This window comes from Nocardioides massiliensis (assembly GCF_030811215.1).
Lineage (GTDB): Bacteria > Actinomycetota > Actinomycetes > Propionibacteriales > Nocardioidaceae > Nocardioides_A > Nocardioides_A massiliensis.
Window position 1 is genome coordinate 1807158 of the sequence record NZ_JAUSQM010000001.1, and the last position, 26199, is coordinate 1833356.

Below are 26199 nucleotides of genomic sequence, written 5' to 3' on the forward strand. Positions count from 1 at the left end.
CCGCGGGAGCAGAAACCACCGGACGGACCGCGGCGAGCCGGGGGGTCAGCGACAGCCGACGTCGCTCCAGTCGGGGTCGGTGCGCACTCGCTTGCCGGACCGGAAGCCGTAGGCCGAGCAGTAGTAGCTGCTCAGCAGCTTCGGCCGACGCAGCACGACCGGCTCCCACCTGCCGTTGCCGACCGGTTCGAGGTAGCGGAACCGCGGACGCAGCAGCCGGCGGTCGCGCCGGTCGTGCTTGAGATAGCGGTCGAGCCAGGCCTGGGTGAGGACGCTGCTGAGCGCCTGCCCCCACCGGCTGGCCGGCAGGACGAGCGGGATGTCGGTGTAGTCGAGGTGGGTCGTGGCGCGGCCGACCACGAGCATCGCATCCACCCCCGCCCGGCGCCAGGCGTCGTAGCCCGTGCGGCGCTCGCGCATCGGGTCCGGGCCGCTGGTGCTCAGCGAGGGAGCCAGCGAGTCGCCGCCGAGGACCGACGGCGCGACGGTGAAGCCGTACTCCGCCTGCAGGGCCAGCGCCGGCACGGCCGGACGGACGCCGTCCCCGGCCAGCGGGCCGGTCGCGCTCGGACCGCTGAGCTTGTCGAGCGCGACGACCGCCGCCACCCGCTTGTCGTGGCCCTGCACGTAGGAGACCGCCCGTGCGCCCATGGAGTGGCCCACGATCGCCAGCCGCGTACGCCGCCCCGGGGTCGCGGGTCGCGGGTCCGGCGACCGGTCCCACAGCCGCCAGTAGGGGTTGAACCGGTGGGTGCGCACGTCGCCGCTCGCCTTCCCCCGGTAGGGCTTGCCCGGGCGGGAGACGAAGAAGTCGATCGCGTCGCTGGTGCCGGTGGTGAAGTTCGACAGCTGCTGGAACGGCACGCCGGGGCAGCCCGTCTCCTCGGCGGTGCCGTCAGCGGTCTGGCCGGCCGGTGTGCCGAAGAGCTCGCAGAACGGCAACGCGGCACCGGACGTGTGGGGAAGGGTCTCGCTGCGGCCCTGCCCCTGCACGTCGTAGGTGAGCACGACGTACCCGCGCTCGGCGAGGTCCTGTGCCAGCCAGCGATACATGTTCTCCGAGCCCTGCACGGACCCTGTCGTGATCACCACACCCGGGAAGGGGCCCTTCAGGCGAACGCCGGTGTAGGGGTCCCGGGCACCCGCCCGCGGTGCGTAGACCGTGCCCCGGAGCAACGCACCGAAGCGGTTGGTGAAGGCGACGTCGCGCATGCGGCCACGGGTGCGCTCCCAGCCGGCACGCAGCGGGTTGCCGACGTTCCATCCGGGCACGACCATCCCCGCGGTCAGCGCCAGCCGGTGCGGGGTCGCGACCTGGGCGAGCAGCTGTGCGACGGTGACCGCCGAGGCCTGCTGCACGAGGGCGGGAAGGTACGCCGGGTTGCGCAGCTGGCCACCGGGGCCGGTGATCCGCCCGTAGGCGGCCGCGATGTTGCCGAGGTCGTGCACCAGATGGTCGGGGGTGCCGAAGTCGGGGGCCGGCGCTGCGGTGCTCGGGCCGGCCAGCGACGTCACCCCGAGGGCGAGTGCAGCGAGGGCGGCGGGCAGTGCGGTGCGCAGGCGCATGGATCCTCCAGGGTCGACTCTGTGCAGCCCAACGCCTGCACGTGACGGGCGTTACGCCGGGGAGCGGGCGAGCGCGCCGACGCCGGGCGTACAGTCGCGGCCGTGAGTCAGCCCGAGGGCCCCGTCCCGCAGCGCCAGCGCGTGGCGGCGTACGCCGTGGTCCGGCGCGAGGACGGCGCGGTGCTGCTGACCCGGGTCGCGCCGCGGATCGCCGGCGCGGCGGGTCGCTGGACCCTGCCGGGCGGCGGCATCGACCACGGTGAGGACCTGCGTACGGCGGCGGTGCGTGAGGTCTACGAGGAGACCGGGCTGCACGTCGAGGTGGGCGCGGTCGTCGACGTCCGCTCCGCTCACTGGGTGGGTCCCCGTCCCGACGGCGTCGTGGAGGACTTCCACGCCATCCAGGTCGTCTTCGCCGGGGTGCCGCGCCCGGAGTCGCGCGATGTCGTCCCACACGTCACGGAGGACGACAGCACCACCGATCGCAGCGAGTGGGTGGCATGGGCCGACGTCGCGGACCTGCCGACCGTCCCGCTCGTCGACCACGTGGTGGGCCTGCTCGCCCCGTGAGCGGGAGCGATACCGTGGGCCCCATGGACGCGCGGCCCGAGTCGGTCTTCACCTATGGCGCGCCCGCCCTGAAGTTCGGGCTGGGCGCCGCCGAGGAGATCGGGCACGACGTCGTCCAGCTCGCCGACGGTGTGCGCACGCGCCCCGCGCGCGTCCTGGTCGTCACCGACCCCGGAGTGCGGGCCGCCGGCCACGCCGACGCCGTCGCCGAGCGCGTCCGGGCCGCCGGTGCGGGGGCGGTGGTGTTCGACGCCGTCCACGTCGAGCCCACCGACGTGAGCATCGACGACGCGGTGTCGTTCGGCCGCGAGGAGGGGCCCTGGGACGTCATCGTCGCCGTCGGGGGCGGGTCGGCGATCGACACCGCCAAGGCCGTCAACCTGCTGACCACCAACCCCGGCGAGCTGATGGACTACCTCAACGCGCCGGTCGGCAAGGCCCGTGCACCCGAGCAGCCGCTGCGACCGCTGGTCGCCGTGCCCACGACGACGGGCACCGGCAGTGAGAGCACCACCATCTGCGTGCTCGACGTCCTGGCCCTGCAGGTCAAGACCGGCATCAGCCACGCCCGGCTGCGCCCGACCCTCGCCGTCGTCGACCCGCTGCTCACCCTCACCCAGCCCGCGGAGGTCACCGCCGCTGCAGGCATGGACATCCTCTGCCACGCCCTCGAGAGCTACACCGCGACGCCGTACGACGCCGGGCAGCGCAAGCAGCCCCACGAGCGCGTGCCCTACTGCGGCGCGAACCCGATCGCCGACATGTGGGCCGAGAAGTCGTTGAGCCTGCTGGCGGGTGCCTTCCGCACTGCGGTGCGCGACGGCGACGACCTGGCGGCACGCGAGCAGATGGCGCTCGCGGCCACGTTCGCCGGGATGGGCTTCGGCAACGCCGGCGTCCACGTCCCGCACGCCTGCGCCTACCCCATCGCCGGCCGGGTGCGCGACTTCCGACCGGCGGGCTACCCGGACCCGGACGGCACCCGCGAGCCGATGGTGCCGCACGGGATGGCGGTGTCGCTGACCGCGCCCGAGACGTTCCGGTTCACCTTCGACTCCGACCCGTCGCGCCACCTGCGCGCGGCCCGGCTGCTGGCCCCCGCCACCACGCGGGACGACGGTCCCGACCTGCTGCCCGACGTCTTGGCCGACCTCATGCGCGACATCGCCATCCCGCCGGGACTGGCCGCGGTCGGCTACGGCGCCAGTGACGTCGACGACCTGGTGGAGGGGGCGCTGAAGCAGCAGCGGCTGCTCGCGACCGCTCCGCGCCCGGTCGGGGCCGGGGACCTGGCGGGCATCCTCACCCGCTCGCTGGAGCTGTGGTGAGGGCCTGGTTCTGGGGCACGGTCGCGGCGTACTTCGTGGTCTGGGCCTACGCCGCCGCGGTGCTCCCGCAGCGGGTGCCCGTCCACTTCGGTCCGCTGGGCGAGGCCGACCGGTTCGCCTCGCGCACCGAGGCGCTCGTGACCTTGGGCCTGGTCGGGCTCGGGACCGCGCTGATCTTCGTGCTCACCGACCTCCTCCTCCGGCGCGGCGACATGAGCATGCTCAACATCCCGCACAAGCCGTGGTGGACCGCGACCCCCGCCCGCCGTGACCGGGCTCGCCTGCTGATGCGCGACGACATGCACCTCTTCGCCGCCGCCACGATGGCGCTGCTGGTCGTGGTGGCGGCCTCCACCGTCGCCGCGGCGCAGGCCGACGAGCCGCGCCTGGGCTGGGGATTCTTCGTCGCGCTCTTCGCCTACCTCGTCTTCACCGGCGTGTGGCTCGTGCGGATGTATCGCGCCTACCACCCGCGCCGCCACCCCGACCTCGAGCAGGACTGATGACCGCGACCCCGACCTCGGCCGACACCCGCGACGTCGCCGCCGCCCTCCGCGCGCACGGCCTCACCGACGTCGACGACTCCGCCCTGGCGCGAGCGCTGTATTCCAGTGACGCCTCGCTCTACCGGGTCCCGCCCCAGGTCGTCGTGCGTCCGCGCGACATCGACGAGGTCGCAGCAGTCCTGGCCGCCGCACGCGAGACCGGTACGCCGATCACCCCGCGCGGCGCCGGCACGTCGATCGCCGGCAACGCCGTCGGGCCGGGCATCGTCGTCGACTTCGTCAAGCACCTCAACCGCGTGCACCACATCGACCCGGATCGCCGTACGGCGTGGGTGGACCCGGGGGCCGTCCACGCCACCCTCCAGCGCGCTGCGCGCCCCCACGGTCTGCGCTTCGGTCCGGACCCGTCGACCCACACCCGCTGCACGATCGGCGGGATGATCGGCAACAACGCCTGCGGGTCCCGCGCACTGGCCTACGGCCGCACGGTCGACAACGTCGAGGCCCTCGAGGTGCTGACCGTCGACGGACGCCGGTTGCGGGTCGGACCCGGAGCCGTCGAACCGGTCGCCGGCCTCGACGCGCTGGTCGACGCCCACCTGGCGGAGATCCGCACGCGGTTCGGCCAGTTCTCCCGTCAGGTCTCGGGCTACTCGTTCGAGCACCTGCTGCCCGAGAACGGCCGCCGGGCCGACCGGTTCCTCGTCGGCTCCGAGGGGACGCTCGCGGTCGTCGTCGGCGCCGAGATGCGGCTGGTCGCCGACGCGCCCCACCGCGCGATGGCGGTGCTCGGCTACCCGTCGATGCCTGAGGCCGCGGACGCCGTCCCCGGTCTGCTGCCGCACCCCCTCACGGCCTGCGAGGGGCTCGACGACCGGCTGGTGAGCGTGCTCCGGGCACGCCCGGGCGCCGGTCCGCTGCCGGAGCTGCCCCAGGGCGCCGGCTGGCTCTTCACCGAGGTCACCGGCGACACCGAGGCCGAGGCCCTGGCTCTCGCCGAGGCGGTGTGCCGCGACGCCGGCACCCCCCACACCCGCATCGTCACCGGTCCGGCGGAGCAGGCCGCGCTGTGGCGGATCCGCGAGGACGGGGCCGGCCTGGCCGCGCGCAGTCTGTCGCGCCCAGCCCACGCGGGGTGGGAGGACGCGGCCGTGCCGCCGGAGCGGCTCGGCGCCTACCTGCGCGACTTCGACGCCCTGCTGCGCCAGCACCACCTCGACGGGGTGCCCTACGGCCACTTCGGCGACGGCTGCATCCACGTCCGCATCGACTTCGAGCTCGAGCACGACGCCGGTCGTGTCGGGTTCCGCCGGTTCGTCGAGGCGGCCGCCGACCTCGCCGCGTCGTACGGCGGGAGCTTCTCGGGAGAGCACGGTGACGGACGGGCGCGCTCGGAGCTGCTGCCGCGGATGTACGACGACGTCGCGCTCGCGCTCTTCGCCCAGGCCAAGCGGCTCTTCGATCCGCAGAACCTGCTCAACCCCGGCAACATCGCCGACCCGGCGCCGTTCGACGTCGACATCCGGCTGGCCGCCTCCCGGCGCGAGTCGGGGCGGACGTTCCTGCGGCTGACCCACGACGGCGGCTCGATCGATGCGGCCGCGCACCGCTGCACCGGCGTCGGCAAGTGCATCGCCGACAACACCGGCACGGGCGGGGTCATGTGCCCCTCCTACCAAGCGACGCGCAACGAGAAGGACTCCACTCGCGGGCGGGCCCGGGTCCTGCAGGAGATGCTGGTCGGCGACGTGGTCGGTGACGGGTGGGCCGACGACGCCGTCCACGAGGCGCTCGACCTGTGCCTGTCGTGCAAGGGCTGCGCGAGCGACTGCCCGACGGGCATCGACATGGCCACCTACAAGGCCGAGGCGCTGCACCAGCGCTACCGGCGCCGACTCCGCCCTCGCAGCCATTACGCGCTCGGGCAGCTGCCGCGCTGGGCCCGCATGACCACCGGCCCGCTGGCGCCGGTCGCCAACGCCGTGCTGCGCAGCCGGGCCGGGGGAGGCCTCGCCAAGTCCGCCGCCGGCGTCGACCGGCGCCGCTCGCTGCCGGCGTTCGTCCGCCGGTCGTTCCGCCGGGTCGTGGGTGGGTCCGAGGCAGGACTGCTCGCGCCGCTCGTGACCGAGCTCGACGGGGGCGCCGACGTGTGGGTGTGGGCCGACACCTTCACCGACTCCTTCACCCCGGGCCCGGGACTGGCCACCGTCCGGGTGCTGCAGCGCGCCGGCCTGCGCGTCGGCGTCGTCACCGAACCGGCCTGCTGCGGACTGACCTGGATCTCGACGGGGCAGCTCACCGGCGCGCGCCGGATCCTTTCGCGCACCATCGCCACCCTCGCGCCGTACGCCGCCACCGGCGCCCCCATCGTCGGGGTCGAGCCGTCCTGCCTCGCGGTGCTGCGCCACGACGCCGCCGAGCTCGTCGACGACCCGCGGGTCGCGGAGGTCGCCGGATCCGTGCGGACGCTCGCCGAGCACCTCACCAGCCTGGCGGGCTGGACCGCGCCGGACCTCAGCGGCCGCACCGTGGTCGCCCAGCCGCACTGCCACCACGCGTCGGTGCTGGGCTGGAGCGCCGATGATGCGCTGCTGCGCAGCACCGGGGCCGACGTACGGCGGGTGGGGGGTTGCTGTGGCCTGGCCGGCAACTTCGGGGTCGAGCAGGGTCACTACGAGGTCTCGGTCGCGGTGGCCGAGCACGACCTGCTCCCGGCGGTCCGTGAGGCAGGTCCGGAGGCGGTCGTCCTGGCCGACGGATTCTCGTGTCGCACCCAGCTCGACGACCTCGCCGGGGTAGGCTCGCTGCACCTGGCGGAGCTTCTCGACCGGCATGCTGGCGCAGCCGCGGTGCCCTCGTTTTGACCCCTCCTGACCGAGCCGGTAATCTTTTCCCTCGTGCCTGGTCGACTAGGCACATCTTGCGTGCCCCTCTGGCACGGCCCGGTCCTCCGGTCCGCGTCCGCAGCGGCTCGCGGCGCTCGTCGAGAGCGTCCCAGGACGAGATCCCACTGGTCAGCGGCAGTGCTGCGCGCCGGTCCGGGGAGGGCGACACGCCCGACCTCGGGGGGAGATCGCCGCGGGATGCCGGACCAGCCCACCACGAACGCGAAACCTAAACAGCTCCACCAGGACCGCCCGGCTCCGGCCGCCGGTCAACCGAGGTCACCGGCCGGTGACCGCCAAGACGAGATCCACGAACGAAGGGGAACCACGCGGTGCCCACCATCCAGCAGTTGGTCCGTAAGGGCCGCCAGGACAAGGTGTCGAAGAACAAGACGCCCGCGCTGAAGGGCTCGCCCCAGCGGCGCGGCGTGTGCACGCGTGTCTACACGACCACCCCGAAGAAGCCGAACTCCGCCCTGCGCAAGGTCGCCCGTGTGCGGCTGTCCAGCGGCGTCGAGGTCACCGCCTACATCCCGGGCGTGGGTCACAACCTCCAGGAGCACTCCATCGTGCTCGTCCGCGGCGGCCGGGTGAAGGACCTCCCGGGTGTGCGCTACAAGATCGTCCGTGGCTCGCTCGACACCCAGGGCGTCAAGAACCGCAAGCAGGCCCGTAGCCGTTACGGCGCGAAGAAGGAGAAGAGCTGATGCCGCGCAAGGGTCCCGCTCCCAAGCGTCCGGTCGACGTCGACCCCGTCTACGGGTCGCCCGTCGTCACCCAGCTGGTCAGCAAGGTTCTGCGCGACGGCAAGAAGCAGACTGCGCAGCGCATCGTCTACACCGCCCTCGAGGGCTGCCGCGAGAAGACCGGCACCGACCCGGTCGTCACGCTCAAGCGCGCGCTCGACAACGTGAAGCCGGCCATCGAGGTCAAGAGCCGCCGCGTCGGTGGTGCGACCTACCAGGTCCCGATCGAGGTCAAGCCCGGCCGGAGCACCACGCTCGCGCTGCGCTGGCTCGTCGGCTACGCCGCCGACCGTCGTGAGAAGACGATGGCCGAGCGGCTCATGAACGAGATCCTCGACGCCTCCAACGGCCTCGGTGCCGCTGTGAAGAAGCGCGAGGACACCCACAAGATGGCCGAGTCCAACAAGGCCTTCGCGCACTACCGCTGGTGACCTCACGGTGACGGCGTGACCACCCGTCCGCCGTCGCCGTCCGCCAGTCCCGCACCACCCATCCGCGTCACGAACGCGGTCCACCCAGAGTGGAGTGGGCTCCGGCCCATCCGGATCCAGAAGATCAGCACCGAACCCGAGGGGACTCCCGAGAAGTGGCCGTCGACATCACCACGGACCTGAAGAAGGTCCGCAACATCGGCATCATGGCGCACATCGATGCCGGCAAGACCACCACGACCGAGCGGATCCTGTTCTACACCGGGATCAACTACAAGATCGGCGACACCCACGAGGGTTCGGCGACGATGGACTGGATGGAGCAGGAGCAGGAGCGCGGCATCACCATCACGTCGGCTGCGACGACCTGCTGGTGGAAGGACCACCAGATCAACATCATCGACACCCCCGGCCACGTCGACTTCACGGTCGAGGTCGAGCGGTCGCTGCGCGTCCTCGACGGCGCGGTCGCGGTGTTCGACGGTGTCGCCGGTGTCGAGCCGCAGTCGATGACGGTGTGGCGCCAGGCCAACAAGTACGCCGTCCCGCGGATGTGCTTCGTCAACAAGCTCGACCGCACCGGTGCCGACTTCTTCCGCTGCGTCGACATGATCGTCGAGCGGCTGAACTCCACCCCGCTGGTCCTGCAGATCCCGATCGGTGCCGAGCAGGACTTCCTGGGCGTCGTCGACCTGGTCCAGATGCGGGCCCTCACCTGGCGTGGCGAGACCACGATCGGTGAGGACTACGAGGTCGAGGAGATCCCGGCCGAGCTGGTCGACCAGGCCAACGAGTGGCGCGAGAAGCTGCTCGAGACGCTGTCCGAGGCCGACGACGCGATCATGGAGAAGTACCTCGAGGGCGAGGACATCTCCGTCGAGGAGATCGAGGCGGCCATCCGGCGCGCGACGCTCGCCGACAAGGTCAACCCCGTCCTGACCGGCACCGCGTTCAAGAACAAGGGCGTCCAGCCCCTGCTCGACGCGGTCGTGAAGTACCTCCCCTCGCCGCTCGACATCGACGCGATCGAGGGTCACGCGGTCAACAACGAGGACGAGGTCATCGCGCGCAAGCCGTCCGACGAGGAGCCGTTCGCCGGCCTGGCGTTCAAGATCGCCGCCGACCCCCACCTGGGCAAGCTCACCTACGTCCGCGTCTACTCGGGCAAGCTCGAGGCCGGCGCCACCGTGCTCAACTCGGTGAAGGGCAACAAGGAGCGGATCGGCAAGATCTACCAGATGCACGCCAACAAGCGTGAGGAGATCGCCTCCGTCGGCGCGGGCCAGATCGTGGCCGTCATGGGTCTGAAGAACACCACCACCGGTGAGACGCTCTGCGTGCAGAACGCCCCGGTCGTGCTGGAGTCGATGACCTTCCCGGCGCCCGTCATCGAGGTGGCCATCGAGCCGAAGACCAAGGGTGACCAGGAGAAGCTCGGCACCGCGATCCAGCGGCTGTCCGACGAGGACCCGACCTTCACGGTGAAGACCGACGAGGAGACCGGCCAGACCATCATCGCCGGCATGGGCGAGCTGCACCTCGAGGTGCTGGTCGACCGGATGAAGCGTGAGTTCAAGGTCGAGGCCACCGTCGGCAAGCCGCAGGTCGCCTACCGCGAGACCATCCGCAAGAAGGTCGAGAAGCACTCCTACACCCACAAGAAGCAGACCGGTGGGTCCGGCCAGTTCGCGAAGATCCAGATCTCGATCGAGCCGAGCATCGACCCCGAGACCGGGGCGGGTGCGGGCTACGAGTTCGTCAACGCCGTGTCCGGTGGCCGGGTGCCGAAGGAGTACATCCCCTCGGTCGACCAGGGTGCCCAGGAGGCCATGGAGTTCGGCGTGCTCGCCGGCTACCCGATGGTCGACGTGAAGGTCACGCTCGAGGACGGCGCCTACCACGACGTCGACTCCTCCGAGCTCGCGTTCAAGATCGCCGGCAACCAGGCCTTCAAGGAGGCCGCCCGCATGGCGAAGCCCGTCCTGCTCGAGCCGATGTTCGCCGTCGAGGTCACCACGCCGGAGTCCTTCCTGGGCACCGTCATCGGTGACCTGAACTCGCGACGCGGTCAGATCCAGGCCCAGGAGGAGCGCCACGGCGACATGGTCGTCAATGCGCTGGTGCCCCTCTCAGAGATGTTCGGGTACGTTGGCGACCTGAGGTCCAAGACCTCCGGTCAGGCGTCGTACTCGATGGAGTTCGACTCGTACGCCGAGGTTCCCCAGAACGTCGCCGACGAGATCATCAAGAAGGTCCGCGGCGAGTAGCACCGCGGCCTCGGCACGCACCACCCACCACGAGTCAAGACACAACCACACCAGGAGGAGCCCCCCGTGGCTAAGGCGAAGTTCGAGCGGACCAAGCCGCACATCAACATCGGCACCATCGGTCACATCGACCATGGCAAGACGACGCTGACTGCTGCGATCACCAAGGTCATGCACGACAAGTTCCCCGATCTGAACGAAGCCTCCGCCTTCGACATGATCGACAAGGCGCCCGAAGAGCGGCAGCGCGGCATCACGATCTCCATCTCGCACGTGGAGTACCAGACCGAGGCGCGCCACTACGCCCACGTCGACTGCCCGGGTCACGCCGACTACATCAAGAACATGATCACCGGTGCTGCGCAGATGGACGGCGCGATCCTGGTCGTGGCGGCCACCGACGGTCCGATGCCGCAGACCCGTGAGCACGTCCTGCTCGCCCGCCAGGTCGGCGTCCCCGCCCTGGTCGTCGCGCTCAACAAGTGCGACATGGTCGACGACGAGGAGCTCATCGAGCTCGTCGAGATGGAGGTGCGCGAGCTCCTCAGCGAGTACGAGTTCCCGGGTGACGACATCCCGGTCGTGCGCGTCGCAGCGTTCCCCGCTCTCGAGGGCGACGCCAAGTGGGGCGAGTCGGTCGCCGAGCTCATGCAGGCGGTCGACGACTACATCCCGACCCCCGAGCGTGACGTCGACAAGCCGTTCCTCATGCCGGTCGAGGACGTCTTCACGATCACCGGTCGCGGCACCGTCATCACCGGTCGCATCGAGCGCGGCATCGTGAAGGTCAACGAGGAGGTCGAGATCATCGGCATCCGCGAGGCCTCGCAGAAGACCACCGTCACCGGTGTCGAGATGTTCCGCAAGCTCCTCGACGAGGGCCAGGCGGGCGAGAACGTCGGTCTGCTCCTCCGTGGCACCAAGCGCGAGGACGTCGAGCGCGGCATGGTCGTCATCAAGCCCGGCACCACCACCCCGCACACCAACTTCGAGGCGAGCGTCTACATCCTCTCGAAGGAGGAGGGTGGCCGTCACACGCCGTTCTTCAACAACTACCGTCCGCAGTTCTACTTCCGGACCACGGACGTGACCGGTGTCGTGACCCTGCCCGAGGGCACCGAGATGGTCATGCCCGGCGACAACACCGACATGTCGGTCGAGCTGATCCAGCCGATCGCCATGGAGGACGGCCTGAAGTTCGCCATCCGCGAGGGTGGCCGGACGGTCGGCGCTGGTCGCGTCACCAAGATCCTCAAGTGATCGCCGCTGGTCACTGACCAGCTGATCTCCACCAGAGGCCCCGGACCCGACGGTCCGGGGCCTCTGGCGTGCCGGGGGCGTGTGCGCCCGCGCGGCCTGCACGACGGCCCCGTGGTGCCTCGCCGGGACCGCCCAGGGAGAATGTCCCGGTGACCGACGCACCCGACGGCTCCGTGCAGCCCGCTCGTCCCCAGACCCGGCTGACCGATGACGGACGCCGGATGCGCGAGGTGCTCAGCTACGCCCGGCGCAGCGCGCGACTGAGCGACGGCCAGCAGCAGGCGTGGGAGCGGCAGCGCGAGCGGTGGTGGCTCTCGCCCGAGACCGTCCAGGCCCCGGGCTTCACCTGGGCCGGTGCGTTCGGACGGGATGCGGCGCTCCTGGTCGAGATCGGTTCGGGGGTGGGGGAGGCGACGGTCGCGGTCGCCGAGCGGCACCCGGACCACAACGTCCTCGCCCTCGAGGTGTGGCTGCCCGGCGTCGCCCAGACGATGCTGCGGATGGAGCGCGCAGGTGTCGACAACGTGCGCCTGTGCGGGCTCGACGCCGTGTGGGCGATGGACCACCTGTTCGCCGCGGGGAGCATCGACGAGCTGCTCACCTTCTTCCCCGACCCGTGGCCCAAGAAGAAGCACCACAAGCGACGCTTGCTGCAGCCCGCGTTCGTCGCCCGGGCCGCGAGCCGGCTCCGCGCGGGAGCGACCTGGCGCCTGGCCACGGACTGGCCGGACTACGCCGAGCAGATCGCCGAGGTCCTCGGGGCCGAGCCCCTGCTCGAGGGCGGGGCGGTCGAGCGGTGGGAGACCCGGCCGGTCACGCGGTTCGAGCGACGCGGCATCGAGGCCGGGCGGCCGATCGCCGACTTCGCCTACCGCCGCCGCTGATCCGGGTGGCTCGGCAGCACGCAGGCGGTGTCGAGGCCGAGGACGCGGTTGAGCCGGCCGAACGACAGCCAAGAACCCAGGCACATCGTCAGCTCGACCAGCTGCCGGTCGTCGTACAGGGCTCGGCATCGGTCCCAGAACTCGTCGTCGAGCCCGTGGTGGTCCAGGGCATACCGCTCGGCGTACTCGGCCGCCATCCGGGCACGGTCGTCCAGCGCCTCGGTGGTCCGCCAGTTGCTCACCGCCGCGGGGAAGTCCGCCTCGACCGTGACGCCGTCGCGATCGGTGCGCCAGTCCTGGCAGAACACGCAGCCGTTGATCTGGGCGATCCGCAACCGGGCGGCCTCGAACTCGCGCAGGTCGAGGGTGGAGTGCTCGTAGACGGCGGTGGCCAGGGTGGCCGCCGCGGGCCCGATGCCCGGCACGAGCCTGCCCCACACGTGCATGATCGGGTCGACACCCTCGGGGACGTCGATGCGCATCAGCTGCTCCTTCCGAGACGGCCGGCGGCGGGGGAGAGGGGGACGTCGAGCGCGTCGTAGATCCCCGGGGACTGCGCGCGCAGCCAGGGGATGGCGTTCACGAGGCGGACCGCTGCGGTGGCGTTGCCGCCCGCGGCGCGGTTGCCACCCTCGTCCTCCGCCTCGATCGTGACCGACAACCGGGGGCGTCCCTCGATCACGACCCGGTGGGCGCCGTCGGCACCGTCGGCCGGACGCGGCCAGTCCGGGGCGACGTCGGGACCGATGCGGGTCACGTGCTCGACCACGATGCGGGGCTGGCCGCCGACGATCCCCTGCACCTCGAAACGCAGTGCGCCCTGGGTGCCGGCCGCGAACGTGCCCATCGCGTTGTGGACATCGGCGTCGAGAGCGCGCCGTTCGAGGGTCTCACGGACCTCGTCGAGCTCCACCCCGAGCCCGCGCGCCAACAACCGGACCTGCCCGCCCCAGACCATCGTGGGCACGCCGGGAGCGACCATCGGCGGCTCGTAGGCCATCGGCTCACCCATGCCGACGAGCGTGCGTACGGCGTCGGGCTGGTCGTAGGCGCTGTAGTCGAAGATCTCCTGGCAGCGGACCTCGTCGACCGTCCCGGCCAGACCGCTCAGCAACAGGGGCAGGACGTCGTTGCCCCACCCGGGGTCGATGCCGCTGACGAACAGCGCCGACCCACCCTCAGCCGCCGCGGCGCGGATCGGGCCGACGAGCTCCGCCGGGGCGCTGGCCGGGTCGTAGAGCGCGTAGAGCGCGGGGGTGACGACGGCGGCCCCACGGGCAAGCGCCCGGCACACGTCGGCCGCCGCGTCATCGGGGCGGATGTCGCCCGAGGCGGCATAGACCACGGCACCGCGGCCTGCGACCAGCGCGAGCGCGGACTCCACGTCGGTCGTGGCTCGCACGCCGGTGCTGGCGCCGGCGCCGGCGAGCTCACCGGCGTCGACACCGACCTTGGCTGCGGTGTGCACCACGACCCCGGCGAGCTCCAGCCCGGGGTGGGCGAGCACCGCCCGGATCGAGGCACGCCCCATGTTGCCGGTGCCCCACACGAGCACCGGCACCCGGTCCGCGACCGCCAGGGGCGCGGCAGAATAGAACGTGTTCTCGTCGGTCACGTGGTGACCCTAGTCACCCCGTGGCGTGTTGCCCAGGGGCGGCCGCGGCTCGATTTGGTGCTGGGTGGGATGTCTGCCAAGATAGTCCGGTTGCTCCGGCTGGGTGCCGGGGTGCACGCCACTTTGACTCGTGAACAGGTTCTCCTCGACGTCGTCGGTCACCACCGCGCGTCGGCCCTACCTTGCGAGCTGCGTGGTGGGCACTCCATCAGGAGACCCTGTCCGATCCCGACCGCCCGGTCGGGGGCCACCAACATCGACGGATTCGGTCGTTCGTCGCGCGAAGTCAGCGCGACACGCCCGACCGCGGGGGTGGGAGCGGGGCGGCGTACTCCACCGGGGGTGCGACCGGACGAAGTGGCACCGACAAGCAAAGGACGACGAGGAGCTATGGCGGGACAGAAGATCCGCATCAGGCTCAAGGCCTACGACCACGAGGTGATCGACACCTCGGCGCGCAAGATCGTTGACACGGTCACCCGTACGGGCGCGAAGGTCGCTGGACCTGTGCCCCTGCCGACCGAGAAGAACGTCTACTGCGTGATTCGCTCGCCGCACAAGTACAAGGACAGCCGCGAGCACTTCGAGATGCGCACCCACAAGCGCCTCATCGACATCATCGACCCCACGCCGAAGACCGTCGACTCGCTGATGCGACTCGACCTTCCTGCCGGCGTCGACATCGAGATCAAGCTCTGAGGACGTCACGATGAGCACTACGTTCGAACGCAACGTCAAGGGCCTGCTGGGCACCAAGGTCGGGATGACCCAGACCTGGGACGAGAACAACCGCATCGTCCCGGTCACCGTCGTCTCCGCCGCGACCAACGTCGTCACCCAGGTCCGTACCCCCGAGGTCGACGGCTACAACGCCGTGCAGATCGGGTACGGCGAGATCGACGGTCGCAAGGTGACCAAGCCGCAGGCCGGCCACTTCGCGAAGGCCGGGGTCACCCCGCGCCGCGCGCTGGTCGAGATCCGTACCGCCGAGGCGTCCTCCTACGAGGTCGGCCAGGAGATCGCTCCTGACCTGTTCGCTGCCGGTGACGTCGTCGACGTCACCGCCACGAGCAAGGGCAAGGGCTTCGCCGGCGTCATGAAGCGCCACGGCTTCGCCGGTGTCAGCGCCTCCCACGGTGCGCACCGCAACCACCGCAAGCCCGGGTCGATCGGCGCCTGCGCCACGCCCGGCCGCGTCTTCAAGGGCATGCGCATGGCAGGCCGGATGGGTGGCGACACGGTCACCACCCAGAACGTCACCGTGCACGCCATCGACGCCGAGAAGGGTCTGATCCTGCTCAAGGGCGCCGTTCCCGGCCCCAAGGGCGGACTCGTCATGATCCGTTCGGCTGCCAAGAAGGAGGCCCGCGCATGAGCGAGAAGTCCAGCGCCAAGGTCGTCAGCGTCGACTTCCCGGCTGAGATCTTCGACGCCGACGTGTCCATCCCGGTGATGCACCAGGTCGTCGTCGCCCAGCAGGCAGCTGCTCGCCAAGGCACCCACGACACCAAGTCCCGCGGCGAGGTCCGCGGCGGTGGCCGCAAGCCCTACAAGCAGAAGGGCACCGGTCGTGCCCGCCAGGGTTCGACCCGCGCGCCGCAGTTCGCCGGCGGTGGCGTGGTGCACGGCCCGACGCCGCGCAGCTACGACCAGCGCACCCCGAAGAAGATGAAGGCCGCCGCGCTCCGCGGTGCTCTCTCCGACCGGGCTCGCGCGGGCCGGATCCACGTCGTCGAGACCCTGGTCGAGGGTGACAAGCCCAGCACCAAGGCCGGCCTCGCCGCCCTCGCCTCGATCACCGACCGTCGCCGTGCGCTGGTCGTCCTCGAGCGGGCCGACACCGTCAGCTGGCTGTCGCTGCGCAACGTGCCGAGCGTGCACCTGATCGCCGTCGACCAGCTCAACACGCTCGACGTGCTGGTCTCCGACGACGTGGTCTTCACCAAGGGCGCGTACGACGCCTTCGTCGCCGCCCGCACCAGCACCAAGGAGGCCGCGAAGTGAGCACCCTGCAGAAGGACCCCCGCGACGTCCTGATCGCGCCGGTCGTCAGCGAGAAGAGCTACGGCCTGCTCGACCAGAACAAGTACACCTTCCTGGTGCACCCCAGCGCCAACAAGACCGAGATCAAGATCGCGGTCGAGAAGGTGTTCAACGTCAAGGTCACCAGCGTCAACACGATCAACCGTCAGGGCAAGACGCGACGGACCCGCTTCGGCATGGGCAAGCGCGCCAACACCAAGCGGGCGATCGTCAGCCTGGCCGAGGGCCAGAGCATCGACATCTTCGGAGGTCCGGTCTCCTGACCGGGCTCACGAGCGAGGACTGAGAACTCATGGCAATCCGCAAGTACAAGCCGACCACGCCCGGTCGTCGCGGCTCGTCGGTCGCCGACTTCGCCGAGGTGACGCGGTCGACCCCGGAGAAGTCGCTGGTCCGCCCGCTGCCCAAGAAGGGCGGCCGCAACAACCAGGGCCGGATCACCACCCGGCACCAGGGTGGCGGTCACAAGCGCGCCTACCGGGTCATCGACTTCCGTCGCTACGACAAGGACGGCATCCCGGCGAAGGTCGCGCACATCGAGTACGACCCCAACCGCACCGCGCGCATCGCGCTGCTGCACTACGCCGACGGCGAGAAGCGCTACATCATCGCGCCGCAGGGTGTCACCCAGGGCACGCGCATCGAGGCCGGCGTCGGGGCTGACATCAAGCCCGGCAACAACCTGCCGCTGCGCAACATCCCGGTCGGCACCACGGTCCACTGCATCGAGCTGCGGCCCGGCGGTGGCGCCAAGATCGCCCGCTCCGCGGGCGCCTCGGTCCAGCTGGTCGCCAAGGAGGGCAGCCGTGCGCAGCTGCGCATGCCCTCCGGCGAGATGCGCTACGTCGACGTGCGCTGCCGCGCCACCGTCGGTGGTGTCGGCAACGCCGAGCAGTCGAACATCAACTGGGGCAAGGCCGGCCGCATGCGGTGGAAGGGCAAGCGCCCGACCGTCCGCGGTGTCGTCATGAACCCGGTCGACCACCCGCACGGTGGTGGAGAGGGCAAGACCTCCGGTGGTCGCCACCCGGTCTCGCCGTGGGGCAAGCCCGAGGGCCGGACGCGCAAGCGCAAGGCCTCCGACGCCCTGATCGTCCGTCGTCGCCGCACCGGCAAGAAGCGCTGAGTAGGGAAGTAGTCAGATGCCTCGCAGCTTGAAGAAGGGCCCCTTCGTCGACGACCACCTCATCAAGAAGGTGGACGTCCAGAACGAGAAGGGCACCCACAACGTCATCAAGACCTGGTCGCGGCGCTCGATGATCGTGCCGGCCATGATCGGCCACACGATCGCGGTGCACGACGGTCGCAAGCACGTCCCGGTCTTCGTGACCGACTCGATGGTCGGCCACAAGTTGGGCGAGTTCGCGCCGACGCGGACCTTCAAGGGTCACATCAAGGACGACCGCAAGAGCCGCCGCCGCTGACGCGGGGCCGACGAGCAACGACGAGAGAAGACAGAGCAATGAGCGTTACAGAGCGCCGGCGCAGCAGCGCCCGCCGCGAGTCCCTGCTGGGTGACCAGCCGGGTGCCTTCGCCAGCGCACGCTTCGTCCGGATCACGCCGATGAAGGCTCGCCGTGTCGTCGACATGGTGCGCGGCCTTCCGGTGGACGAGGCCCTGGCCCTCCTGCAGTTCGCACCGCAGGCCGCCAGCGAGACCGTCTACAAGGTCCTCGAGAGCGCAGTGGCGAATGCCGAGACCACCGAGAACCTCGACCGCGCCTCGCTGGTCGTGAGCAAGGCGACCGTCGACGAGGGACCCACCATGAAGCGGTGGCGCCCCCGTGCGCAGGGCCGCGCCTCGCGGATCAACAAGCGCACGAGCCACATCACGCTGGTCGTTCAGCCGGCGGAGGAGAAGGGACGGACCGCCTGATGGGTCAGAAGATCAACCCGAACGGGTTCCGGCTCGGCATCTCGACCGACCACCGCAGCCGGTGGTACGCCGACAAGCTGTACAAGTCCTACGTCGGTGAGGACGTCGCGATCCGCAAGCTGCTCTCCAAGGGCATGGAGCGCGCCGGCATCTCCCGCGTGGAGATCGAGCGCACCCGTGACCGTGTCCGCGTCGACATCCACACCGCGCGCCCCGGCATCGTCATCGGTCGCCGCGGCGCCGAGGCCGACCGCATCCGCGGCGAGCTCGAGAAGCTGACCGGCAAGCAGGTGCAGCTCAACATCCTCGAGGTCAAGAACCCCGAGGTCGACGCGCAGCTGGTCGCTCAGGGAGTGGCCGAGCAGCTCGCGGGCCGCGTGGCGTTCCGCCGCGCGATGCGCAAGGCGATGCAGACCTCCATGCGCTCCGGCGCCAAGGGCGTGCGGATCCAGTGCTCCGGCCGACTCGGCGGCGCCGAGATGTCCCGCTCGGAGTTCTACCGCGAGGGTCGCGTCCCGCTGCACACGCTCCGGGCCGACATCGACTACGGCTTCTACGAGGCCAAGACCACCTTCGGCCGCATCGGCGTGAAGGTCTGGATCTACAAGGGCGAGGTCGCGGGCACCCGCGCCGAGCGTGAGGCGCAGGCCGCCGCACGCGCCGGTGCGCCGAGCCGTGGCCGTGGTGGTGCTGGCCGGACCGGCGAGCGCCCGGGCCGCGGCACCCGCGGCGACCGCCCCACCCGCAACGACCGCTCGCGCGCCGAGGCTCCGGCCGACGCCGCGCCGAGCACTGAGGCTGCTGCCCCCGAGGCCGCAGCGACCGGACAGGAGGGCTGAGTGCCATGTTGATGCCCCGCAGGGTCAAGCACCGCAAGCAGCACCACCCCAGCCGTCGTGGCATGGCCAAGGGTGGCACCCGGCTGGCCTTCGGCGACTTCGGCATCCAGGCTGTCGAGGGTCACTACGTGACCAACCGGCAGATCGAGTCCGCGCGTATCGCCATGACCCGCTACATCAAGCGTGGTGGAAAGGTGTGGATCAACATCTACCCCGACCGCCCGCTGACCAAGAAGCCGGCTGAGACCCGCATGGGTTCCGGCAAGGGCTCGCCCGAGTGGTGGGTCGCCAACGTCAAGCCCGGCCGCGTCATGTTCGAGCTGTCCGGCGTCCCCGAGGACGTCGCCCGTGAGGCGATGCGCCGCGCGATGCACAAGCTCCCCATGAAGTGCCGCTTCGTCACCCGCGAGGCAGGTGAGTTCTGATGAGCACGACAGCACACGAGCTCGACGCGTTGAACGCGTCGGACCTGGAGAGCAAGCTCCGCGAGGCCAAGGAAGAGCTGTTCAACCTGCGCTTCCAGGCCGCCACCGGCCAGCTCGAGAGCAACGGCCGGCTCCGCACGGTCAAGAAGGACATCGCCCGGATCTACACCGTGGTGCGTGAGCGCGAGCTCGGCATCCGGCAGGACCCGGACGCGACCAACGCAGAGACCGACAAGGACGGTGACGCATGAGCGAGCAGGCCACCAGCACCGAGGAGCGCTCGCGCCGCAAGGTGCGTGAGGGACTCGTCGTCAGCGACAAGATGGACAAGACCATCGTGGTCTCCGTCGAGGACCGCGTGAAGCACGCCCTCTACGGCAAGGTCATGCGGCGCACGAGCAAGCTCAAGGCGCACGACGAGACCAACGAGTGCGGCATCGGCGACCGCGTCCTGATCATGGAGACCCGGCCGTTGTCCGCCACCAAGCGGTGGCGGGTCATCGAGGTCCTCGAGAAGGCCAAGTGACCGCCGAACCGTCGAGCGAAGCGCGCTTGGTTCGGCGGAACGTCAATCAGCCCGGCGCAGCCGGTCCAAGCATTTCCGGCCTCTAGGCCGGCGGTGATCCCCCAGGCTTCCGTAGCGGAAGAACCGGGGCGACAAGGAGAAGGAAATGATTCAGCAGGAGTCGCGACTCAAGGTCGCCGACAACACGGGTGCCAAGGAGATCTTGTGCATCCGCGTGCTCGGTGGCTCCGGTCGTCGCTACGCCGGCATCGGAGACGTCATCGTTGCCACGGTGAAGGACGCGATCCCCGGCGGCAACGTCAAGAAGGGCGACGTCGTCAAGGCGGTCGTCGTGCGCACGGCCAAGGAGCGCCGTCGGCCCGACGGGTCCTACATCCGCTTCGACGAGAACGCCGCGGTGATCCTGAAGGCGGACGGCGAGCCGCGTGGGACCCGCATCTTCGGCCCCGTCGGCCGTGAGCTTCGCGAGAAGCGCTTCATGCGGATCGTCTCGCTCGCTCCGGAGGTGCTCTGACATGGCACAGAAGAAGGCGAACAAGCTGAACATCAAGAAGGGCGACACCGTCAAGGTCATCGCCGGCAAGGACAAGGGCGCCGAGGGCAAGGTGATCGCGGTCCTCCCCGAGGAGTCGCGCGTCATCGTCGAGGGCGTCAACCGGATCAAGAAGCACACCAAGGTGGTCAACACCGGCGGTCGCGACGGCAACACCGGCGGCATCGTCACCACCGAGGCCCCGATCCACGTCTCCAACGTGATGCTGAAGGACGGCGACGGGGTCACCCGTGTCGGCTTCAAGCGCACCGAGGTCACCAAGCGTCGGCCGGACGGCTCGACCTACGCCGCTCAGCGCAGCGTCCGGGTCTCGCGCAAGTCCGGTGAGGAGATCTGATGAGCACCACCACCAACGAGATCCCGCGTCTCAAGGCGCGCTACCGCGAGGAGGTCCTCCCCGCGCTGCGCAGCGAGTTCGAGATCGCCAACGTCATGCAGGTGCCCGGCTTGACCAAGATCGTGGTCAACATGGGCGTCGGCGAGGCCGCGCGTGACTCGAAGCTGATCGAGGGCGCGATCCGCGACCTGACCGCGATCACCGGTCAGAAGCCGCAGGTCACCAAGGCCCGCAAGTCGATCGCGCAGTTCAAGCTGCGCGAGGGCATGCCGATCGGTGCGCACGTCACGCTGCGCGGCGACCGCATGTGGGAGTTCCTCGACCGTCTGCTGAGCCTTGCGCTCCCGCGGATCAGGGACTTCCGCGGCCTGTCCGCGAAGCAGTTCGACGGCCGGGGCAACTACACGTTCGGTCTCACCGAGCAGGTCATGTTCCACGAGATCGACCAGGACAAGGTCGACCGCAGCCGGGGCATGGACATCACGGTCGTCACGACGGCCACCAACGACGACCAGGGTCGGGCGCTGCTGAAGCACCTCGGCTTCCCGTTCAAGGAGCAGTGAGTCGATGGCGAAGACATCCCTCAAGGTCAAGGCGGCCCGCAAGCCCAAGTTCGCGGTGCGCGGCTACACCCGGTGCCAGCGGTGCGGACGGCCGAAGTCGGTCTACCGCAAGTTCGGCCTGTGCCGGATCTGCCTGCGCGAGATGGCGCACCGGGGCGAGCTGCCCGGTGTGACCAAGTCGAGCTGGTAATCGCTCGGGGCTCCGCCCCGAGTACCCCGCTGGGGGCTCCGCCCCCAGACCCCCGGGAAGCCGGGACACCTGAACACGAGACACGGCGAAGGTCCGCAGACGAGTTCCTGCGGAAACCACGGCGAGAAAGGGCCTGACGGCCATGACGATGACTGACCCGATCGCAGACATGCTCACGCGTCTGCGCAACGCCAACCAGGCGTACCACGACACCGTGACGATGCCCTACAGCAAGCTGAAGGCTGGCGTCGCGGAGATCCTCCAGCAGGAGGGCTACATCACCAGCTGGAAGGTCGAGGACGCTGCGGCCTCCGAATCCGCCCAGACGGTCGGCAAGGTGCTGACGCTGACGCTGAAGTACGGCCAGAACCGCGAGCGCTCCATCGCCGGCCTGCGCCGCATCAGCAAGCCCGGTCTGCGCGTCTACGCGAAGTCCACCGGACTGCCCAAGGTCCTCGGCGGTCTGGGCGTGGCGATCATCTCCACGAGCCAGGGTCTGCTGACCGACCGCCAGGCCAACCAGAAGGGCGTAGGTGGGGAAGTCCTCGCCTACGTCTGGTGACGACGGACCGAGAAGGAGGAGACAAGACATGTCGCGTATTGGCAAGCTCCCCATTGCGGTCCCGTCCGGTGTTGACGTGGCGTTCGCCGAGAACGTCGTCACCGTGAAGGGCCCCAAGGGCACCCTGACCCACAACGTCGTCGAGCCGATCACGGTCGACCGCGGCGAGGACGGCACCATCGAGGTGAAGCGTCCCGATGACCACCGGGACAGCAAGGCCCGCCACGGCCTCACCCGCACCCTGATCGCCAACATGGTCACCGGCGTGACCGACGGCTACGAGAAGAAGCTCGAGATCGTCGGCGTCGGTTACCGCGTGCTGTCGAAGGGTCCGACCCAGCTGGAGTTCCAGCTCGGGTACTCCCACCCGATCATCTTCGACGCCCCCGAAGGGATCACCTTCACGGTCGACGGGCCCACGCGCCTCGGCGTCCAGGGCATCGACAAGCAGCTCGTCGGCGAGACCGCTGCAAAGATCCGGAAGCTCCGGAAGCCCGAGCCCTACAAGGGCAAGGGTGTCCGCTACGCGGGCGAGCAGGTCCGCCGCAAGGTCGGAAAGGCTGGTAAGTGATGGCCATCGCACTCAAGCAGGGCAAGCGCACGAGCGCTCGCACCGCCTCGCGTCTGCGTCGCCAGGTCCGCGGTCGCAAGAAGATCGCCGGGACCGCCGAGCGTCCGCGGATGGTGGTCACCCGCTCTGCCAAGCACATCACCGTGCAGGTCGTGGACGACCTCGTGGGCAAGACGCTGGCGTACGCCTCCACCATGGAGGCCGACCTGCGGTCGACCGACGGGGACAAGACCGCCAAGGCCCGCCGGGTCGGCGAGCTCGTCGCCGAGCGGGCGAAGGCCGCGGGTGTCGAGGGCGTGGTCTTCGACCGCGCCGGCAACAAGTACCACGGCCGGATCGCGGCGCTCGCAGAGGGCGCCCGCGAGGGCGGTCTGGCGTTCTGATCGCAGACGAGACGTACGAAGGAAGAGGACAGACATGAGCGGATCCCAGCGCCGCGGTGGCCGTGACGATCGTCGCGGCCGCGACTCTGCGGACAAGACCGCCTACATCGAGCGTGTCGTCGCGATCAACCGTGTCGCCAAGGTCGTCAAGGGTGGTCGGCGCTTCAGCTTCACCGCCCTGGTGATCGTCGGCGACGGCGACGGCATGGTCGGTGTCGGCTACGGCAAGGCCAAGGAGGTGCCCGCCGCGATCGCGAAGGGCGTGGAGGAGGCGAAGAAGAACTTCTTCCGCGTCCCCCGCATCCAGGGCACCATCCCGCACCCGGTCCAGGGCGAGAAGGCTGCAGGCGTCGTGTTCCTGCGCCCGGCCTCTCCTGGTACCGGCGTGATCGCCGGTGGACCGGTGCGCGCGGTGCTCGAGGCCGCCGGCATCCACGACGTGCTGAGCAAGTCGCTCGGCTCGTCGAACCAGATCAACATCGTGCACGCCACCGCCGAGGCGCTGCGCTCGCTGGAGTCCCCGGAGGCGGTCGCCGCTCGCCGTGGGCTTCCCGTCGAGGACGTCGCCCCGGCCGCGCTGCTGAAGGCTCGTGCGGAGGTGGCTTCCTGATGGCACGCCTGAAGGTCGAGCAGAAGAAGTCGACGATCGGGTGCAAGCAGAACCAGCGCGACACCCTGCGCACGCTGGGCCTGAAGCGCATCGGCGACGTCGTCGTGAAGGAGGACCGCCCGGAGATCCGCGGCATGGTCCACACGGTTCGCCACCTGGTGACCGTCGAGGAGGTCGACTGACATGACGCTCAAGCTGCACCACCTGCGTCCCGCTCCGGGCGCCAAGACCGCCAAGACCCGCGTGGGTCGCGGTGAGGCCTCGAAGGGCAAGACCGCCGGTCGCGGTACCAAGGGCACCAAGGCGCGCTACCAGGTGCCGGCCGCCTTCGAGGGTGGCCAGATGCCCCTGCACATGCGGCTCCCCAAGCTGAAGGGGTTCAAGAACCCCTTCAAGGTGGAGTTCCAGGTCGTCAACCTCGACCGCATCGAGAAGCTGTTCCCCGAGGGGGGCGACATCTCCGTGGCCGACCTCGTCCGCAAGGGCGCGGTCCGCGAGGGTCAGCCGGTCAAGGTCCTGGGCCAGGGCGACATCTCGGTGAAGGTCGCGGTGAGCGCGCATGCGTTCTCGGCCTCCGCCAAGGAGAAGATCGCTGCTGCCGGAGGCTCGACCACCGAGCTGTGACCGACCCGTCCGGACGTTGAGCGAGGGACGTAGACGGCCAACCAGCCGACTGCGTCCCTCGCCCGTTCCCATCCCGGGTCACCGCCGCTGTTAGGCTTCCGCCGGTCCCCGGGGCCTCGGGAAGACGACCAGGACATGCAAGAAAGGCCGTATACGTGCTAGGCGCCTTCGCCAACGCTTTCCGGACACCGGACCTGCGTCGCAAGCTGCTGTTCGTGCTGGGGATCCTCGTGATCTTCCGTGCCGGCTCGCAGCTGCCCACCCCCGGCGTGCACTACGAGAACGTCCAGGAGTGCTTCGCCCAGATCGAGAGCGAAGGTCTCTACGGCCTGATCAACCTGTTCTCCGGCGGCGCGCTGCTCCAGCTGTCGGTCTTCGCGCTCGGGATCATGCCCTACATCACGGCCAGCATCATCCTGCAGCTGCTCGTCGTGGTGATCCCGCGGCTGGAGACGCTGAAGAAGGAGGGGCAGGCCGGACAGAGCAAGATCACCCAGTACACCCGCTATCTCACGCTCGGCCTCGCCGTCCTCCAGGCGACCGGCATCGTCGCGCTGGCCCGCAGCCGCAACCTCTTCGAGGGCTGCAACCTGCCGCTGCTGCGCGACGAGAACAGCACCATGCAGTTCCTCATCATGGTCGTCACGATGACCGCCGGCACGGCCGTCATCATGTGGTTCGGCGAGCAGATCACCGAGCGCGGTGTCGGCAACGGCATGTCGATCCTGATCTTCACCCAGGTCGTCGCGACCTTCCCCAGCTCGCTGTGGCAGGTCCGCGTCCAGCAGGGCTGGACGATCTTCGCGGTCGTCTTCGCGATCGGCTTGGTCATCATCGCCGCGGTCATCTTCATCGAGCAGGCGCAGCGCCGGATCCCGGTGCAGTACGCCCGGCGGATGGTCGGACGCAAGATGTTCGGCGGCTCCTCGACGTACATCCCCTTGAAGGTCAACCAGGCCGGCATCATCCCCGTCATCTTCGCCTCGAGCCTGATGTACCTGCCGATGATGGCCGCGCAGTTCAACCAGAACACCCAGTCGTGGTGGGTCGACTTCATCACCACGTACTTCCAGGACGGCGGACACCCCCTCTACATGGCGGTGTACTTCGCCCTCATCATCTTCTTCACCTACTTCTACGTCGCGATCACCTTCAACCCCGTCGAGGTCGCCGACAACATGAAGAAGTACGGCGGCTTCATCCCCGGGATCCGGGCGGGCAAGCCGACCGAGGACTACCTCAGCTACGTGCTGTCCCGCATCACGCTGCCTGGTGCGCTCTACCTCGGCTTGATCTCCCTGATCCCGCTGATCGCGTTCGTGCTGATCGACGCCAACCAGAACTTCCCGTTCGGTGGCACCTCGATCCTGATCATGGTCGGCGTCGCCCTCGACACGGTGAAGCAGATCGAGAGCCAGCTCCAGCAGCGCAACTACGAAGGGTTCCTGCGCTGACATGCGAATCATCCTGATGGGGCCTCCCGGCGCCGGGAAGGGCACGCAGGCGAAGGTCGTCGCCGAGCGGCTCGGCATCCCCGCGATCTCGACCGGTGACATCTTCCGCGCCAACGTCGCTGAGGGCACGGCTCTCGGCGTCCAGGCCAAGCGCTACATGGACGCCGGTGAGTACGTCCCCGACGAGGTCACCAACGGGATGGTCCGCGACCGGCTGGCCGAGGACGATGCCCGCGAGGGCTTCCTCCTCGACGGCTACCCGCGCACCGTCGCCCAGGTGCACGAGCTCGACGGCATGCTCACCGCGCTCGGCTCGAGCCTCGACGCCGTGGTCGTCCTGACCGTGGATGAGGACGAGGTCGTGCAGCGACTGCTCCAGCGCGCGGAGACCGAGGGTCGCACCGACGACACCGAGCCGGTGATCCGGCACCGCCAGGAGGTCTACGCCAAGGAGACCGCGCCGCTGATCGCGGTCTACGGCGAGCGCGGCCTCGTGCGCGAGGTCGACGGCATGGGCTCGGTCGACGAGGTCCGGGCACGCGTCTTCGCCGCACTCGGCACCGACGCACCCGCGTCCTGAGCATC

At 69.9% G+C, this 26199-nt stretch carries 34 protein-coding genes and 1 pseudogene; 32 read left to right on the forward strand and 3 right to left on the reverse strand.

Annotation, left to right across the window (positions count from 1 at the left end; translation table 11 throughout):
- Positions 1 to 45 precede the first annotated feature (45 nt).
- Positions 46 to 1566: an alpha/beta hydrolase family protein gene (locus J2S59_RS08955; RefSeq protein ID WP_068123996.1), complete on the reverse strand. Its 1521-nt coding sequence runs from the start codon at positions 1564 to 1566 to the stop codon at positions 46 to 48.
- A gap of 102 nt (positions 1567 to 1668) precedes the next feature.
- On the opposite strand from J2S59_RS08955, the gene J2S59_RS08960 reads away from it, so the two are divergent.
- The 9 genes from J2S59_RS08960 (at position 1669) to trmB (ending at position 12443) form a co-directional block, all read left to right on the forward strand.
- Positions 1669 to 2136 (forward strand): NUDIX hydrolase, encoded by a 468-nt coding sequence (locus tag J2S59_RS08960; RefSeq protein ID WP_068123994.1) that lies wholly within the window; start codon positions 1669 to 1671, stop codon positions 2134 to 2136.
- 23 nt (positions 2137 to 2159) lie between these two features.
- Entirely contained in the window at positions 2160 to 3464 is a 1305-nt protein-coding gene (locus tag J2S59_RS08965) for a hydroxyacid-oxoacid transhydrogenase (protein WP_306825028.1), read from the forward strand.
- Positions 3461 to 3967, forward strand: a complete 507-nt coding sequence (locus J2S59_RS08970; RefSeq protein WP_306825029.1) for a DUF1648 domain-containing protein — start codon at positions 3461 to 3463, stop codon at positions 3965 to 3967. The genes J2S59_RS08965 and J2S59_RS08970 overlap by 4 nt, the downstream gene beginning before the upstream one ends.
- Complete coding sequence (locus J2S59_RS08975) at positions 3967 to 6834, forward strand: FAD-binding and (Fe-S)-binding domain-containing protein (RefSeq protein ID WP_306825030.1); 2868 nt, start codon at positions 3967 to 3969, stop codon at positions 6832 to 6834. Before J2S59_RS08970 ends, J2S59_RS08975 begins: the two co-directional genes overlap by 1 nt.
- Before the next feature lie 353 nt (positions 6835 to 7187).
- Positions 7188 to 7562 (forward strand): 30S ribosomal protein S12, encoded by a 375-nt coding sequence (rpsL, locus tag J2S59_RS08980; protein WP_068119638.1) that lies wholly within the window; start codon positions 7188 to 7190, stop codon positions 7560 to 7562.
- The gene (rpsG, locus tag J2S59_RS08985) at positions 7562 to 8032 is read left to right on the forward strand and encodes a 30S ribosomal protein S7 (protein ID WP_068119636.1); all 471 of its coding nucleotides are present in this window, start codon (positions 7562 to 7564) and stop codon (positions 8030 to 8032) included. Before rpsL ends, rpsG begins: the two co-directional genes overlap by 1 nt.
- Before the next feature lie 155 nt (positions 8033 to 8187).
- Entirely contained in the window at positions 8188 to 10299 is a 2112-nt protein-coding gene (gene fusA, locus J2S59_RS08990) for an elongation factor G (RefSeq protein ID WP_068123755.1), read from the forward strand.
- Positions 10300 to 10365: 66 nt separating this feature from the next.
- Positions 10366 to 11559 (forward strand): elongation factor Tu, encoded by a 1194-nt coding sequence (tuf, locus tag J2S59_RS08995; protein WP_068123757.1) that lies wholly within the window; start codon positions 10366 to 10368, stop codon positions 11557 to 11559.
- Positions 11560 to 11708: 149 nt separating this feature from the next.
- The gene (trmB, locus tag J2S59_RS09000) at positions 11709 to 12443 is read left to right on the forward strand and encodes a tRNA (guanosine(46)-N7)-methyltransferase TrmB (protein WP_246360541.1); all 735 of its coding nucleotides are present in this window, start codon (positions 11709 to 11711) and stop codon (positions 12441 to 12443) included.
- Here trmB and J2S59_RS09005 read toward each other — a convergent pair.
- Positions 12428 to 12925 (reverse strand): carboxymuconolactone decarboxylase family protein, encoded by a 498-nt coding sequence (locus J2S59_RS09005; RefSeq protein ID WP_068123760.1) that lies wholly within the window; start codon positions 12923 to 12925, stop codon positions 12428 to 12430. The genes trmB and J2S59_RS09005 overlap by 16 nt on opposite strands.
- Positions 12925 to 14058 (reverse strand): NAD(P)H-dependent amine dehydrogenase family protein, encoded by a 1134-nt coding sequence (locus J2S59_RS09010; RefSeq protein WP_246360543.1) that lies wholly within the window; start codon positions 14056 to 14058, stop codon positions 12925 to 12927. Before J2S59_RS09010 ends, J2S59_RS09005 begins: the two co-directional genes overlap by 1 nt.
- Before the next feature lie 390 nt (positions 14059 to 14448).
- Here J2S59_RS09010 and rpsJ point away from each other — a divergent pair, with 390 nt between their 5' ends.
- The 23 genes and pseudogenes from rpsJ (at position 14449) to J2S59_RS09125 (ending at position 26194) form a co-directional block, all read left to right on the forward strand.
- Positions 14449 to 14757 (forward strand): 30S ribosomal protein S10, encoded by a 309-nt coding sequence (gene rpsJ, locus J2S59_RS09015; protein ID WP_008360994.1) that lies wholly within the window; start codon positions 14449 to 14451, stop codon positions 14755 to 14757.
- 10 nt (positions 14758 to 14767) lie between these two features.
- Positions 14768 to 15433, forward strand: a complete 666-nt coding sequence (rplC, locus tag J2S59_RS09020) for a 50S ribosomal protein L3 (protein ID WP_068123762.1) — start codon at positions 14768 to 14770, stop codon at positions 15431 to 15433.
- A pseudogene (gene rplD / locus J2S59_RS09025) lies at positions 15430 to 16053 on the forward strand (50S ribosomal protein L4); the annotation flags it as partial. The gene rplC and the pseudogene rplD, both read left to right, overlap by 4 nt.
- A 5-nt stretch (positions 16054 to 16058) precedes the next feature.
- The gene (rplW, locus tag J2S59_RS09030; RefSeq protein WP_068123767.1) at positions 16059 to 16364 is read left to right on the forward strand and encodes a 50S ribosomal protein L23; all 306 of its coding nucleotides are present in this window, start codon (positions 16059 to 16061) and stop codon (positions 16362 to 16364) included.
- 29 nt (positions 16365 to 16393) lie between these two features.
- Positions 16394 to 17227, forward strand: coding sequence for a 50S ribosomal protein L2 (gene rplB, locus J2S59_RS09035; RefSeq protein ID WP_068123769.1), 834 nt, complete (start codon positions 16394 to 16396; stop codon positions 17225 to 17227).
- Between the two features lie 16 nt (positions 17228 to 17243).
- Positions 17244 to 17525: a 30S ribosomal protein S19 gene (gene rpsS, locus J2S59_RS09040; RefSeq protein WP_068123772.1), complete on the forward strand. Its 282-nt coding sequence runs from the start codon at positions 17244 to 17246 to the stop codon at positions 17523 to 17525.
- Positions 17526 to 17563: 38 nt separating this feature from the next.
- Positions 17564 to 17977: a 50S ribosomal protein L22 gene (gene rplV, locus J2S59_RS09045; RefSeq protein WP_068123774.1), complete on the forward strand. Its 414-nt coding sequence runs from the start codon at positions 17564 to 17566 to the stop codon at positions 17975 to 17977.
- Positions 17977 to 18816 carry a 30S ribosomal protein S3 gene (gene rpsC, locus J2S59_RS09050; protein WP_068123778.1) on the forward strand — a complete coding sequence of 280 codons (840 nt, stop codon included), beginning with the start codon at positions 17977 to 17979 and terminating at the stop codon, positions 18814 to 18816. Before rplV ends, rpsC begins: the two co-directional genes overlap by 1 nt.
- Positions 18817 to 18821: 5 nt before the next feature.
- A complete protein-coding gene (rplP, locus tag J2S59_RS09055) occupies positions 18822 to 19241 on the forward strand; it encodes a 50S ribosomal protein L16 (protein WP_068123780.1) in 420 nt (139 codons plus the stop codon).
- A complete protein-coding gene (gene rpmC / locus J2S59_RS09060) occupies positions 19241 to 19492 on the forward strand; it encodes a 50S ribosomal protein L29 (protein WP_068123783.1) in 252 nt (83 codons plus the stop codon). Before rplP ends, rpmC begins: the two co-directional genes overlap by 1 nt.
- Positions 19489 to 19767 carry a 30S ribosomal protein S17 gene (gene rpsQ / locus J2S59_RS09065; RefSeq protein ID WP_068123786.1) on the forward strand — a complete coding sequence of 93 codons (279 nt, stop codon included), beginning with the start codon at positions 19489 to 19491 and terminating at the stop codon, positions 19765 to 19767. The genes rpmC and rpsQ overlap by 4 nt, the downstream gene beginning before the upstream one ends.
- A 145-nt stretch (positions 19768 to 19912) precedes the next feature.
- Positions 19913 to 20281: a 50S ribosomal protein L14 gene (gene rplN / locus J2S59_RS09070; protein WP_068123788.1), complete on the forward strand. Its 369-nt coding sequence runs from the start codon at positions 19913 to 19915 to the stop codon at positions 20279 to 20281.
- A 1-nt stretch (position 20282) separates the two neighbouring features.
- The gene (gene rplX / locus J2S59_RS09075; protein WP_068123790.1) at positions 20283 to 20657 is read left to right on the forward strand and encodes a 50S ribosomal protein L24; all 375 of its coding nucleotides are present in this window, start codon (positions 20283 to 20285) and stop codon (positions 20655 to 20657) included.
- Positions 20657 to 21220 (forward strand): 50S ribosomal protein L5, encoded by a 564-nt coding sequence (gene rplE / locus J2S59_RS09080; RefSeq protein WP_068123793.1) that lies wholly within the window; start codon positions 20657 to 20659, stop codon positions 21218 to 21220. The genes rplX and rplE overlap by 1 nt, the downstream gene beginning before the upstream one ends.
- A gap of 4 nt (positions 21221 to 21224) precedes the next feature.
- Positions 21225 to 21410, forward strand: coding sequence for a type Z 30S ribosomal protein S14 (locus J2S59_RS09085; RefSeq protein WP_056599702.1), 186 nt, complete (start codon positions 21225 to 21227; stop codon positions 21408 to 21410).
- Positions 21411 to 21552: 142 nt separating this feature from the next.
- Positions 21553 to 21972, forward strand: coding sequence for a 30S ribosomal protein S8 (gene rpsH / locus J2S59_RS09090; RefSeq protein ID WP_068123797.1), 420 nt, complete (start codon positions 21553 to 21555; stop codon positions 21970 to 21972).
- A 28-nt stretch (positions 21973 to 22000) separates the two neighbouring features.
- Positions 22001 to 22543, forward strand: a complete 543-nt coding sequence (rplF, locus tag J2S59_RS09095) for a 50S ribosomal protein L6 (protein WP_068123800.1) — start codon at positions 22001 to 22003, stop codon at positions 22541 to 22543.
- Positions 22543 to 22926, forward strand: a complete 384-nt coding sequence (rplR, locus tag J2S59_RS09100; RefSeq protein ID WP_068123802.1) for a 50S ribosomal protein L18 — start codon at positions 22543 to 22545, stop codon at positions 22924 to 22926. Before rplF ends, rplR begins: the two co-directional genes overlap by 1 nt.
- A 34-nt stretch (positions 22927 to 22960) precedes the next feature.
- Complete coding sequence (gene rpsE / locus J2S59_RS09105; protein ID WP_068123804.1) at positions 22961 to 23536, forward strand: 30S ribosomal protein S5; 576 nt, start codon at positions 22961 to 22963, stop codon at positions 23534 to 23536.
- On the forward strand, positions 23536 to 23718 hold the full coding sequence (gene rpmD, locus J2S59_RS09110; protein WP_068123807.1) for a 50S ribosomal protein L30: 183 nt from the start codon (positions 23536 to 23538) through the stop codon (positions 23716 to 23718). Before rpsE ends, rpmD begins: the two co-directional genes overlap by 1 nt.
- Position 23719: 1 nt before the next feature.
- Positions 23720 to 24160 (forward strand): 50S ribosomal protein L15, encoded by a 441-nt coding sequence (gene rplO, locus J2S59_RS09115; protein WP_068123809.1) that lies wholly within the window; start codon positions 23720 to 23722, stop codon positions 24158 to 24160.
- A gap of 155 nt (positions 24161 to 24315) precedes the next feature.
- The gene (gene secY / locus J2S59_RS09120; protein WP_068123813.1) at positions 24316 to 25614 is read left to right on the forward strand and encodes a preprotein translocase subunit SecY; all 1299 of its coding nucleotides are present in this window, start codon (positions 24316 to 24318) and stop codon (positions 25612 to 25614) included.
- Between the two features lies 1 nt (position 25615).
- Complete coding sequence (locus tag J2S59_RS09125) at positions 25616 to 26194, forward strand: adenylate kinase (RefSeq protein WP_068123815.1); 579 nt, start codon at positions 25616 to 25618, stop codon at positions 26192 to 26194.
- The last annotated feature ends 5 nt before the right edge of the window (positions 26195 to 26199 follow it).

Coding starts and splice junctions, on each gene's coding strand:
- rplP (WP_068123780.1), top strand. CDS start 18,822: ATGTTGATGCCCCGCAGGGTCAAGCACCGCAAGCAGCACCACCCCAGC.
- J2S59_RS09005 (WP_068123760.1), bottom strand. CDS start 12,925: ATGCGCATCGACGTCCCCGAGGGTGTCGACCCGATCATGCACGTGTGG.
- rplN (WP_068123788.1), top strand. CDS start 19,913: ATGATTCAGCAGGAGTCGCGACTCAAGGTCGCCGACAACACGGGTGCC.
- rplB (WP_068123769.1), top strand. CDS start 16,394: ATGGCAATCCGCAAGTACAAGCCGACCACGCCCGGTCGTCGCGGCTCG.
- rplO (WP_068123809.1), top strand. CDS start 23,720: ATGACGCTCAAGCTGCACCACCTGCGTCCCGCTCCGGGCGCCAAGACC.
- J2S59_RS09125 (WP_068123815.1), top strand. CDS start 25,616: ATGCGAATCATCCTGATGGGGCCTCCCGGCGCCGGGAAGGGCACGCAG.
- rpsQ (WP_068123786.1), top strand. CDS start 19,489: ATGAGCGAGCAGGCCACCAGCACCGAGGAGCGCTCGCGCCGCAAGGTG.
- rpsC (WP_068123778.1), top strand. CDS start 17,977: ATGGGTCAGAAGATCAACCCGAACGGGTTCCGGCTCGGCATCTCGACC.
- J2S59_RS09085 (WP_056599702.1), top strand. CDS start 21,225: ATGGCGAAGACATCCCTCAAGGTCAAGGCGGCCCGCAAGCCCAAGTTC.
- J2S59_RS08965 (WP_306825028.1), top strand. CDS start 2,160: ATGGACGCGCGGCCCGAGTCGGTCTTCACCTATGGCGCGCCCGCCCTG.
- rpsG (WP_068119636.1), top strand. CDS start 7,562: ATGCCGCGCAAGGGTCCCGCTCCCAAGCGTCCGGTCGACGTCGACCCC.
- rpsJ (WP_008360994.1), top strand. CDS start 14,449: ATGGCGGGACAGAAGATCCGCATCAGGCTCAAGGCCTACGACCACGAG.
- J2S59_RS08955 (WP_068123996.1), bottom strand. CDS start 1,566: ATGCGCCTGCGCACCGCACTGCCCGCCGCCCTCGCTGCACTCGCCCTC.
- rplF (WP_068123800.1), top strand. CDS start 22,001: ATGTCGCGTATTGGCAAGCTCCCCATTGCGGTCCCGTCCGGTGTTGAC.
- rplR (WP_068123802.1), top strand. CDS start 22,543: ATGGCCATCGCACTCAAGCAGGGCAAGCGCACGAGCGCTCGCACCGCC.
- rplV (WP_068123774.1), top strand. CDS start 17,564: ATGAGCGTTACAGAGCGCCGGCGCAGCAGCGCCCGCCGCGAGTCCCTG.
- rpsE (WP_068123804.1), top strand. CDS start 22,961: ATGAGCGGATCCCAGCGCCGCGGTGGCCGTGACGATCGTCGCGGCCGC.
- rpmD (WP_068123807.1), top strand. CDS start 23,536: ATGGCACGCCTGAAGGTCGAGCAGAAGAAGTCGACGATCGGGTGCAAG.
- J2S59_RS08975 (WP_306825030.1), top strand. CDS start 3,967: ATGACCGCGACCCCGACCTCGGCCGACACCCGCGACGTCGCCGCCGCC.
- rpsH (WP_068123797.1), top strand. CDS start 21,553: ATGACGATGACTGACCCGATCGCAGACATGCTCACGCGTCTGCGCAAC.
- rpsS (WP_068123772.1), top strand. CDS start 17,244: ATGCCTCGCAGCTTGAAGAAGGGCCCCTTCGTCGACGACCACCTCATC.
- rplX (WP_068123790.1), top strand. CDS start 20,283: ATGGCACAGAAGAAGGCGAACAAGCTGAACATCAAGAAGGGCGACACC.
- rplE (WP_068123793.1), top strand. CDS start 20,657: ATGAGCACCACCACCAACGAGATCCCGCGTCTCAAGGCGCGCTACCGC.
- rpmC (WP_068123783.1), top strand. CDS start 19,241: ATGAGCACGACAGCACACGAGCTCGACGCGTTGAACGCGTCGGACCTG.
- rplC (WP_068123762.1), top strand. CDS start 14,768: ATGAGCACTACGTTCGAACGCAACGTCAAGGGCCTGCTGGGCACCAAG.